The 10,628-nt window shown below is 73.4% G+C and carries 9 protein-coding genes; 8 read left to right on the top strand and 1 reads right to left on the bottom strand.

The features are described 5' to 3' along the window. The 7 genes from ACFPIH_RS49080 to ACFPIH_RS49050 form a co-directional block, all read left to right on the top strand. The coding region (locus ACFPIH_RS49080; RefSeq protein ID WP_381185592.1) for a 3-oxoacid CoA-transferase subunit B at nt 1-486 on the top strand (486 nt) is incomplete at its 5' end. Beyond that, nucleotides 483-1,685 carry a thiolase family protein gene (locus tag ACFPIH_RS49075; protein ID WP_381185594.1) on the top strand — a complete coding sequence of 401 codons (1,203 nt, stop codon included), beginning with the start codon at nt 483-485 and terminating at the stop codon, nt 1,683-1,685. The genes ACFPIH_RS49080 and ACFPIH_RS49075, both read left to right, overlap by 4 nt. A gap of 16 nt (nt 1,686-1,701) precedes the next feature. Then, the gene (gene pcaH / locus ACFPIH_RS49070) at nt 1,702-2,475 is read left to right on the top strand and encodes a protocatechuate 3,4-dioxygenase subunit beta (RefSeq protein ID WP_381185596.1); all 774 of its coding nucleotides are present in this window, start codon (nt 1,702-1,704) and stop codon (nt 2,473-2,475) included. 6 nt (nt 2,476-2,481) lie between these two features. Further along, nucleotides 2,482-3,087, top strand: a complete 606-nt coding sequence (pcaG, locus tag ACFPIH_RS49065) for a protocatechuate 3,4-dioxygenase subunit alpha (protein WP_381185599.1) — start codon at nt 2,482-2,484, stop codon at nt 3,085-3,087. Further along, complete coding sequence (gene pcaB, locus ACFPIH_RS49060; protein ID WP_381185602.1) at nt 3,084-4,433, top strand: 3-carboxy-cis,cis-muconate cycloisomerase; 1,350 nt, start codon at nt 3,084-3,086, stop codon at nt 4,431-4,433. Before pcaG ends, pcaB begins: the two co-directional genes overlap by 4 nt. Further along, nucleotides 4,430-5,545, top strand: coding sequence for a bifunctional 3-oxoadipate enol-lactonase/4-carboxymuconolactone decarboxylase PcaDC (pcaDC, locus tag ACFPIH_RS49055; protein WP_381185605.1), 1,116 nt, complete (start codon nt 4,430-4,432; stop codon nt 5,543-5,545). Before pcaB ends, pcaDC begins: the two co-directional genes overlap by 4 nt. Nucleotides 5,546-5,594: 49 nt before the next feature. Continuing rightward, nucleotides 5,595-6,398: an SDR family NAD(P)-dependent oxidoreductase gene (locus tag ACFPIH_RS49050; RefSeq protein ID WP_381185608.1), complete on the top strand. Its 804-nt coding sequence runs from the start codon at nt 5,595-5,597 to the stop codon at nt 6,396-6,398. Nucleotides 6,399-6,487: 89 nt separating this feature from the next. Here the strand turns inward: ACFPIH_RS49050 and ACFPIH_RS49045 are convergent, their stop codons facing one another. Beyond that, nucleotides 6,488-9,163, bottom strand: a complete 2,676-nt coding sequence (locus ACFPIH_RS49045) for an ATP-binding protein (RefSeq protein WP_381185611.1) — start codon at nt 9,161-9,163, stop codon at nt 6,488-6,490. A 298-nt stretch (nt 9,164-9,461) separates the two neighbouring features. Between ACFPIH_RS49045 and ACFPIH_RS49040 the strand changes: the two genes are divergently transcribed. After that, entirely contained in the window at nt 9,462-10,511 is a 1,050-nt protein-coding gene (locus tag ACFPIH_RS49040) for a DUF2510 domain-containing protein (RefSeq protein ID WP_381185614.1), read from the top strand. Nucleotides 10,512-10,628 lie beyond the last annotated feature (117 nt).

Below are 10,628 nucleotides of genomic sequence, written 5' to 3'. Positions count from 1 at the left end.
GGCCCCTACCCCACCGAGGAGCAGGTCGACCCGGACCTGATCAACGCGGGCAAGGAGACGGTCACGGTCCTGCCCGGTGCCTCCTTCTTCGACTCCTCCCTGTCCTTCGGCATGATCCGGGGCGGGCACATCGACGTCGCGGTACTGGGCGCGATGCAGGTGTCGGCGTCCGGGGACCTGGCCAACTGGGCGATCCCGGGGAAGCTGATCACCGGGATCGGCGGGGCCATGGACCTCGTCCACGGCGCCCGCACCGTCATCGTCGTGATGACGCACACCGCGAAGGACGGCTCACCCAAGATCCTCGCGGAGTGCGCGCTGCCGCTGACCGGGAAGGCGTGCGTCAACCGGATCATCACCGACCTCGGCGTCCTCGACGTCACCGACGACGGGCTCGTCCTCGTGGAGACCGCTCCCGGGGTGGGCGTCGAGGAGATCATCGCCAAGACCTCCGCCAAGCTCACCGTCGTAGGGGACCTGTCGTGAAGACCGTGTACATCGTCGACGCCGTACGCACCCCGATCGGCCGCTACAACGGCGCCCTGGCCCCGGTGCGTCCCGACGACCTCGCCGCCCACGCCGTGCGTGAACTCCTCGCCCGGACACCGCAGTTGGATCCGGTCCGGATCCAGGACGTCTACCTCGGCAACGCCAACGGCGCCGGCGAGGACAACCGCAACGTCGCCCGCATGGCCGTACTACTGGCGGGACTGCCCACTTCCGTGCCCGGCGTCACCGTCAACCGGCTGTGCGCCTCCGGCCTGGAGGCCGTCATCCAGGCGGCCCGCGCCATCGCCGTCGGCGACGCCTCCATCGCCGTGGCCGGCGGGGTGGAGTCGATGACCCGCGCCCCGTACGTGCTGCCGAAGTCGGACCGGGCCTTCCCCGCCGGACACACCGAGCTGTATTCGACCACCCTCGGCTGGCGCATGGTCAACCCGAAAATGGACCCGCAGTGGACCATCCCGCTCGGCGAGTCCGCCGAACTCATCGCCGACAAACACAAGATCAGCCGCGAGCAGCAGGACGAGTTCGCCCTGCGCAGCCACCGCCAGGCCGCCGCCGCCCAGCAGCAGGGCCTGTTCGACGCCGAGCTGGCGCCCGTCGGGATCCCGCAGCGCAAGGGCGAGCCGGTGCTCTTCGGCGCCGACGAATGCGTACGCCCGGACGCCTCGCTCGACGCGATGGCGAAGCTGAAGCCGTCCTTCCGCACCTCCGCGGGGACGGTCACCGCCGGCAACGCCTCACCGCTCAACGACGGCGCCGCCGCGCTGCTGCTGACCGACGAGGAAGGCCTGGCCGCCACCGGGCGCGAGCCACTCGCCCGGGTCTCCGCCACCGGTGTGTCCGCGATCGACCCCGACTACTTCGGGCTCGCCCCCGTCGAGGCCGTCAACCGCGCACTCGCCAAGGCCGGCAAGGGATTTGACGACCTGTCGGTCCTCGAGCTGAACGAGGCCTTCGCCGCCCAGGTGCTCGGCTGCGTCGCCGAATGGCCCGAATTCGACCCCCAGATCCTCAACCCGCAGGGCGGCGCCATCGCCCTCGGCCATCCGCTCGGCGCCTCCGGCGCCCGCCTCGCCGGCACCGTCGCCCACCAACTCGCCCGCCAGGGCAGCGGAGTCGGCGTCGCCACCCTCTGCATCGGCGTCGGCCAGGGCCTCGCCCTCGTCCTCGAACGTTAAGCCCCCGGGAATCCCCATGACTCTCACCCAGCACGACATCGACCAGGAGATCGCGGCCGAGCGCGCCGCGTACGAGAAGCGGCTCGCCGAGGGCGCGCCCGTCGAGCACCAGCCGCGCCGCGACTACGCGCCGTACCGCTCGTCCGTCCTGCGCCACCCGAAGCAACCGCCGGTCGCCATCGACGTGACGAAGGACCCGGAGCTGGTGGAGCTGCACTCCCCCGCCTTCGGCGAGCGCGACATCACCGAGATCGACAACGACCTCACCCGGCAGCACCAGGGCGAGCCGATCGGTGAGCGCATCACCGTCTCGGGGCGCCTGCTGGACCGCTCCGGACGCCCGGTCGGCGGCCAGCTCGTCGAGATCTGGCAGGCCAACTCCGCCGGCCGCTACGCCCACCAGCGCGAACAGCACGACGCCCCGCTGGACCCGAACTTCACCGGCGTCGGCCGGACACTCACCGACGACAACGGTCAGTACCACTTCACCACCGTCCAGCCGGGCCCCTACCCCTGGCGTCAGCACCTCAACGCCTGGCGGCCGGCCCACATCCACTTCTCGCTGTTCGGCACGGCGTTCACCCAGCGGCTCGTGACCCAGATGTACTTCCCGAGCGACCCGCTGTTCCCCTACGACCCGATCATCCAGTCGGTGACGGACGACGCGGCCCGCCAGCGGCTGATCGCGACCTACGACCACGATCTGTCCGTGCCGGAGTTCTCGATGGGCTACCACTGGGACATCGTGCTCGACGGGCCCGCCGCCACCTGGCTCGAAGAAGGGCGCTGACCAGCCATGACGAAGATCGACACCAGCCGTCCGGAGACCGTGCTCCCCACCCCGTCGCACACCGTCGGCCCCTTCTACGGCCACGCCCTGCCCTTCCCCGGCGGCGGTGACATCGCCCCGCTCGGCCACCCGGACACCATCGCCGTGCAGGGGTACGTGTACGACGGCGAGGGCAGCCCGCTGCCGGACGCGTTCGTGGAGCTGTGGGGCGCCGACCCGGACGGCAACGTGCCGCGGGTCGACGGCTCGATGCGGCGCGACCCGGCGTCCGGCGGCTTCCTGGGCCGCAACGGCGTGGAGTTCACCGGGTGGGGTCGGATCCAGACGGACGCGAACGGCCACTGGTCGGCGCGGACGCTGCGGCCCGGGGCCCGGGGGCTGAGCGCCCCCTACCTCAGCGTGTGCGTGTTCGCGCGCGGGCTGCTGGTGCACCTGTACACCCGGATCTATCTGCCGGGCGACGACGCGGCGCTCGCCGCCGACCCGCTGCTCGGCGGACTGGACCCGGCGCGCCGGGACACGCTGATCGCCAAGGACGACGGCCGGGGCACCTACCGTTTCGACATCCGCCTTCAGGGCGAAGGCGAGACGGTCTTCCTGGAGTTCCAGTGACATCTGCTCCCTCCGAGGCCGGTCTGCTCTCCCCCGGGTGGACCGGCTCCCCCGCCGCCTCCGCGACCTCCGACGGCGCCTATCTGCGGGCGCTGCTCGACGCGGAGGCCGCGCTGACCCGTGCGCAGGAGGCACAGGGGCTGGCACCGTCCGGGGCCGGGGCTGCGGTCACCGCGGCGGCGTCCGGCGAGTTCGACCTCCGTTCCGTCGCCGGACGTGCCCGCTCCGGCGGCAACCCGGTGATCCCGCTGGTCGCCGACCTCACCGAGGCGGTCGGCGGCGAGTACGGCCCGTACGTCCACCGGGGCGCGACCAGCCAGGACATCATGGACACGGCGACGATGCTGGTCGCGGTGCGGACGCTGGACCTGCTGGCGGCCGACCTCGACCGCGTCGAGCGGGCGCTGGCCGGGCTCGCGGCCGAGCACCGGGACACCCCGATGCCGGGGCGGACGCTCACCCAGCACGCCGTACCGACGACCTTCGGGCTGAAGGCCGCCGGGTGGCGTGCGCTGACGCTGGACGCGCGGGACCGGGTGACGGCCGTACGGGACTCGCTGCCCGCGCAACTCGGTGGCGCCGCCGGGACGTTGGCGGCCTTCTCGGCGTACGGCGCCACCAGGGCCGAGAGTGCCCGCGGGGACGCGACCGGGCTGCCCGCCGCGTACGCGCGTGAACTCGGGCTGCGGGCGCCGCTGTTGCCGTGGCACACGCTGCGCACGCCGGTCGCCGACCTCGCCGGGTGTCTGGCGTTCACGGCGGGGGCGCTGGGGAAGATCGCGGTGGACGTGCTCACCCTCGCCCGCACCGAGATCGCCGAGGTGGCGGAGGGCAGCGGGGGCGGGTCCTCGGCCATGCCGCACAAGGCGAACCCGGTGCGCGCCACGCTCATCGCGGGTGCCGCACGGCGGGCACCGCAGCTCGCGGCCGTGCTGTACGGGTCGCTGGCGGCCGAGGACGAGCGTCCTGCCGGGGCCTGGCACGCGGAGTGGGAGCCGCTGCGGGAGCTGCTGCGGCTGGCCGGCGGTGCCGCACGGGACGCGGCCGAGCTGACCGAGGGGCTGCGGGTGCGTCCGCAGGCGATGCACGCCAACCTCGGTCTCACCCACGGGCTGATCGTCTCCGAGCGGCTGTCCGCCGAGCTGTCGGCGGTGCTCGGCCGGGCCCGCGCCAAGGCACTGCTCACCGAACTCGCCCCGCGCACCTACGCCGAGGGCCGTTCGCTCGGCGAACTCCTCGCCGGAGAACCCGACTTGAAGGACGTCGACCTCGGCGACCTCACCGACCCCGCCCGCTATACCGGCTCCGCGGGAACCCTCACCGACCGTGCGCTGGAGCGACGTTGACCGAGAAGCTGCTCAACCACCGTGCCGAGGGCCCGACTTCCGCTCCCGCGCTGCTGCTCGGCCCCTCGCTGGGCACCTCGTACGCCCTGTGGGACAAGGTCGCGCCCGAACTGTCCGCCACCCACCGGGTGGTGCGCTGGGACCTGCCGGGGCACGGCGGCTCCCCCGCCTCTCTGATCGGGCCCGGCGCCACGATCGGGGACCTCGCCGACCTGGTGCTGGCCCTCGCCGACTCCCTCGGTGTGGAGCGGTTCGCGTATGCGGGGGTGTCGCTGGGCGGCGCGGTGGGCCTGCATCTCGCGCTGCACCATCCCGAGCGGGTGTCCTGCCTGGCCGTGATCTGCTCCTCGGCGCACTTCAACGGGTCGAAGCCGTGGGAGGAGCGGGCCGCGCTGGTGCGGCGCGAGGGGCTGGCGAAGCTGGCCGAGACCGCCGACGCGCGCTGGTTCACGCCCGGGTTCACCGTGCCGCGGCTCGTCGCCGACCATCGCGACGCCGACCCCGAGGCGTATGCCGCGTGCTGTGACGCGCTGGGCGCGTTCGACCTGCGGGACCGGCTCACGGAGATCACCGTCCCCACGCTGCTGATCGCCGGACGGCAGGATCCGGCGACGCCGCCCGCGCATCTGCGGGAGATCGCGGACGCGGTGCCGGACGCCGCGCTCGTGGAGCTTCCGCACGCCTCGCACCTGGCGCCGGCCGAGCGGCCGGAAGCGGTGCTCACCGCGCTGCGGACCCATTTCGACAGGCCCGCCGGGCGGGGCATGGAGGTGCGGCGGGAGGTGCTCGGTGACGCGCACGTGGACCGGGCGCAGGCCCGGCAGTCGCCGTTCACGGCCCGCTACCAGGACTTCATCTCGCGCTACGCCTGGGGCGAGATCTGGACCGACCCGACGCTCAGCCGCCGCGAACGCAGCATGATCACACTGACGGCGCTGGTCGCCCACGGCCACTACGACGAGCTGGCCATGCACGTCCGGGCGGCCCGGCGCAACGGGCTCACGCCGGATGAGATCGGGGCCGTGCTGCTCCAGACGGCCGTGTACTGCGGGGTGCCGGCGGCGAACTCGGCGTTCGCGACGGCCCAGCGGGTGCTGGAGGAGGAAGGGTGACCCCAGTGGTGGCAGCCACGGGGCGGCGCGGTGTGCCTACGGTAGGGGCATGTGCACCATCCTGATCACCGGTGCCACCTCCGGTCTCGGCCGGTACGTCGCCTTCGAGCTGGTCCGCTCCGGACACCTGGTCCTCGCCCACGGCCGCGATCCGGACCGTACCCGGGCCCTCGTCGAGGAGTTGCGGGCCGAGGGGGAGGCGGAGGGGCTCGTGGCGGACCTGGCCTCGCTGGCCCAGGTGCGCGAGCTGGGCGCGCGGGTCGCCGAGGCGCGGCCGGGGCTCGATGTGCTCGTCAACAACGCGGGCGTGGGCGCCGGTTCACCCGGCTCGGGGCGTGAGGTGAGCGCCGACGGACACGAACTGCGGTTCGCGGTCAACTACTTGGCGCCGGTCGCGCTGACCCGGGCCCTGCTTCCGGTACTGCGGGCGAACGTGCCGGCCCGGATCGTGAACGTCGGCTCGGTCGGCCAGGAGCCCGTCGACTTCGACGACCCCGAATTCACCCGCGACTACGGCGGCTTCGCGGCGTACTGCCGCAGCAAGTTCGCCCTCGCCGCCCATACCTTCACTCTCGCCGAGGAGTTGGCGGGCACCGGGGTCGCGGTGAACGTGCTGCACCCGGCGACGTTCATGGACACGGCGATGGTCCGCGAGGGCGGCGTCGCACCCTGGTCCACGGTCGCCGACGGCGCCCCGGGCGTCCTCGCCCTGGCCACCGGGGAGTTGGCCACCGGAGACCTGGGCACAGGCCGCTTCTTCGACGGCACCCGGCCGGCCCGCGCGCACGAGGAGACGTACGACCCGAAGACGCGCGAGCGGCTGGCGCAACTGACAGACGAACTACTCGCGTGACGGGACTGGGGGTCGATAGACCGCCCGACTACTCGCGTGACGGGACTGGCGGTCGATCGACCCGCCCGACTACTCGCGTAGCGGCGCGTCTACCACATGTCCAGCGCCTGCTCCGCCTTCCTCGTCAGGCCGTCCGCGCCGCAGGTGCGGGCCAGGGTCAGGCCGCGGTTGATCTCGGTGACGGAGCGGGCGAGGATGCCGTACTCGATGCGGGCCGCCGCGTGCTCGTACTGGCAGGGCGAGGCCTCCAGGTAGGTGACCGCCTGGTGGGCGAGGCGCACCGCGCGCTGGCCGGTCTCCAGGGCGGCGGCGCAGCGCAGGGCCTCGCCGATCGCGGTGTCGGTGCCGAACCGCTCGGCCTGGCGGCGGGCGTCGGAGGCGAGCCGGGCCGCGCGGACGGGGTCCACCACCGCGAGGGCCCGGGCGAGATCGACCGCCCACGGGACCATCACGGGGTTGAGGTGACCGCGGGCGACCGCCGCCTTCTCGGCCTCCTCCAGTTCGTTGACGCCCTCGGTGACCCGGCCGACGGCGATCAGCAGCCGGCCCCGCACCGAGCGCGGGTCGGGCAGCACGATCGTGGACGGGTACGGCGGGCCGAAGCCGTAGTCCTCGGAGACCTGCCAGGCCTCCTCGACATGGCCGCGGGCCAGCAGCACGTCGACGAGGTTGCAGGTGGCCGACCAGTACAGGGGCAGGCCCCGCCCGACGCGTTCGGCGATCCGCAGGGACTCCCTCAGGGACTCCTCGGCCTCCTTCAGCTTGCCCCGGCGGCGCAGCCCGAGGCCGAGGTAGCCATGGGCCAGGGCGAGGTGGCCGCCGCTCCAGCCGGACGACTTGTAGGTGCGCAGTGCCTCGTTGAAGAGGGTGTCGGCGCGGTCGAGGCGGTCGGTGTAGGCGTAGGAGCTGGAGAGCATCATCAGCAGCTCGATGCCCCACTCCTGGTCGGTCCAGCCGAGGCCGGGCGCGAGGCGGCCGTTGACGAGGGAGCGGTCGCAGAACTCAACGACCTCCTCGGCGTTCTCGCCATGGGTCATGGCGTCGAAACCGCGCAGGATGAGCAGGGCGCGCTCGGCGTTGTCACGGCCGGTGCAGGCGGCGGCGAGCGCGGCGAGCTGCTCGCTGCGGCCCGGTGAGGTGGCCTCGCCCGCATGGACGCCCTCCCACATGAACTGCACGGCCTGCAGACGGGTCTTCGCGGGTCCCGGTGCGAGCCGGGCGGCCTCCGCCTCGACGGTGCGGACGGCCTCCTCCAGCTGGTCGTTGTGCAGCAGCGCCTGGGACAGGCGGTAGACGGCCTGGACGCGTTCTTCGGCGTCGAGGCCCGGCATGGCGAGCGCCGTGCGCAGGTGGTCGACGGTCCTGGCGGGCGCGGTGAGGAGGGTGGCGCAGCCCAGGTCGTAGAGCACACGCGCGTGGATGTCGGGGGCGGGCGGTTCGGCCAGGGCGCGCTCCAGGCAGCGGCGGGCCGCGTCGGGGGCGCCGACCGCGAGGTGTTCGCCGGCCGCTCCGCGCAGTTGCTCGACGAGTTCCTGGTCGCCCTCGGGGTGGACCTGGATGAGGTGGCGGGAGGCCGCCGCGAGCCCCTTGCCCGCCTCGGTGACGATCTTGGCGGCGACGCCGTGCCACGCGGTGCGCAGGCTCGGCGGGATGTTGTCGTAGACGGCGGTGGCGATCAGCGGATGGACGAACTCCAGGTCGCCGTCGACGGCGGGGACGGTCGCCGCGTCGGGTTCGGTGAGGATACGGGCCGTGCGCAGCAGTTCGGCGCAGCGCACGGCGGTGTCGCGGTCCATGACGGCGAGCCGGGACGCCTCGTCGATGGAGATGCCGACGCCGCCGAGGATGGCGGCGGCCATGGCGAACCGGGTGGCCTCGATGCCGAGTTCCTCCAGCCGGTCGACGAGTCCGCCGCCGCGTGCCGCGCGGTTGAGGGGGCGCAGTTCGGCGGCCGAGGACTCGCTGGGCTCCAGCTCCTTGTCGCGGACCTTGGCGAGGAGTTCGACGGTGTCGTAGGGGTTGCCGTCGGTGACGGCCCACACCTCGCGGCAGAACGCGGCGTCGGCGTGTTCGCCGAGGAGTTCGCGGGTGAGTCCGGCGATGGCGGCCGGGGTGAGGGAGCTGAGGCTGGTGACGGCTTGGCCCGCGGCCACGCCGATCGCGTCCAGGTCGCGGGCCGCGTCGCCCCGGACCTCGCCGGGCCTGCGGGCGACGACGACCAGCACGGAGAGGTCGTCGAGGCGTTCGACGAACGCGGCGAGCCAGCGCAGGGTCTCCTGGTCGGCCCAGTGCGCGTCGTCGATCAGCATCACCAGCGGGTAGTCCCGCCGGGTGAGCCGTCGTACGGCGGCGACCAGGCCGTCGCACACGCCCTGCGGGTCGGCGGGTGCCTCGCCGGGCTCCGCGATGCCGAGTGCGGGGCCCGCGACGTCGTACCAGTCGCCGAGGTACTCGCGGGTCTCCTCCGGCAGCAGGGACAGCAGCGCGGGCTGCAGCAGCTGCCGCACCACGTTGAAGGGGACGGATTTCAGTGCCTCGCCGCCGCGGGCCGACCAGACCGCGCAGTTGCGGTTCTCGGCGATACGGCGGGTCTCGGCCAACAGCGCGGTCTTTCCGACACCGGCCTCGCCCCGGAGCACCAGCAGGTGACCCGAGGGGGACCGGCCCTCGCAGAGCGCGTCCACCGCCCGCGTGATGGCGGCGACCTCCTCCTCGCGCTCCCACAGGGAAGCCGAGGTGGCCGCCGCGGGCCGTGCCTCCGTCATCCCGCTACCTCCCCAAGTCGCCCGGACGGTGTACCGACGTCGAGCGTAGCCGTCCGGGGGCCGCCGTGGAGGCAGGTCCGCGCAGGTCCCGCCTGCACGGGTGACGGGGTGGACACCGGGGCGCCCCGGCGGGCCTGCGGGTCCGGCCCCGCAACGTCAACGGCGGGCGACACGCACCGGATTGACGTCGGTTTCACGCCAATCGCGTGTTCGGCGCGCGGGAGCGTCCGGGGCGCTGAATTCCACGGATTGCGCTCCCTCTCATCCGCCTTTCACCGATGCCTCATACGGTGGGGGCATGACGCAGGTGACTCCTCCCGGGTGGTACCCCGATCCGGGGCAGACGAACGACACTCCCGCCACCGAGCGCTGGTGGGACGGCAGTGCTTGGACGGACCGGACCCGCCCCGCGGGCCCGGCCGCCGCAGGGGGTCCGCCGGCGCAGGCGCCGACCGACGGCGCGTATCCGGCGTACCCGGTGTATCCGGACTACTCGGTGTACCCGGCGGCCCCGGCGGCCCACCCCGCTCCCCCCGCGGACGCGGGCTCGCGGCACCGGCTGCGGACGGGCATAGCCGTCGCGGCGGCGGTCGCGGTCCTGGCCAGCATCGGGGTCGGCGTGTACGCGCTGTCCAAGGACGACGGCAACGGCGGCGGCGGTACGGCGCAGGGACCGGGCGGCCAGGGCGGACCGGGCGGCCAGAACGGCGGCCAGGGCGGGCCCTTCGGCGGATCCGGCGGCGGCTCGGGAGGCTCCGGGGGCTCCGGAGGTTCGGGCGGCGCCTCGCCCTCCCCCGAGGAGTCCGAGGCGCCGAAGATCAAGAGCGGTTCGGTGACGGACGCGCTCAACGGGATCAGCATCCCCATCCCGGCCAACTGGACCGGGCAGGAGCTGAGCGTGGGCGCGCAGGTCACGTCCGACGCCTCCTACCAGTGCCCGGGCGACACCTCCAAGACCTGCACCAAGGGCGGCGTGTACTCGGCCCCGGCCGAGGCACTGGGCACCAACGGCGCCACCGCCGAGGCGGTCGCCAAGGCGGACATCTCGAAGAACGCCGACGAATCCTACGGCGGCACCACCTACGGTTCGATCACCTCGCACCAGGTGCTGGTCTCCAAGGCGGTGACCGTGGCCGGGCAGAAGGGCTACCTGGTGCGCTGGAAGGCGGTCACCAGCAAGGGCGCCGACGGCTATGTCGAGTCGCTGGCGTTCCCGGCGCCGGCCGACACCAAGCGGCTGGTGGTGCTGCGCTTCGGGGTGGACGCCGACCAGCAGGTGTCCGTCATCGACACCATCACCAAGGGGATCAAGGTGGCGTCGGGCGGCGGCAGCGGCCAGGACGTGTGAGAACGAGAACGGCCGGGTGGGGCACCCCTCCGCTCAAGGGGAACCCCACCCGGCCGGGGGGTGCGCGCCGCCCCCGTCCCCACGGTGCGGCGCGTACAGGTCGCCGTTCCGTCATCC

The sequence above is a fragment of the Streptomyces vulcanius genome (assembly GCF_042653945.1).
Taxonomy (GTDB): Bacteria; Actinomycetota; Actinomycetes; order Streptomycetales; family Streptomycetaceae; genus Streptomyces; species Streptomyces mangrovi.
The sequence above is the reverse complement of the archived record's forward strand: the minus strand, read 5'-3'. Positions and strand labels throughout refer to the sequence as shown.

Coding starts and splice junctions, on each gene's coding strand:
- ACFPIH_RS49050 (WP_381185608.1), top strand. CDS start 5,595: ATGTGCACCATCCTGATCACCGGTGCCACCTCCGGTCTCGGCCGGTAC.
- pcaH (WP_381185596.1), top strand. CDS start 1,702: ATGACTCTCACCCAGCACGACATCGACCAGGAGATCGCGGCCGAGCGC.
- pcaG (WP_381185599.1), top strand. CDS start 2,482: ATGACGAAGATCGACACCAGCCGTCCGGAGACCGTGCTCCCCACCCCG.
- ACFPIH_RS49045 (WP_381185611.1), bottom strand. CDS start 9,163: ATGACGGAGGCACGGCCCGCGGCGGCCACCTCGGCTTCCCTGTGGGAG.
- ACFPIH_RS49040 (WP_381185614.1), top strand. CDS start 9,462: ATGACGCAGGTGACTCCTCCCGGGTGGTACCCCGATCCGGGGCAGACG.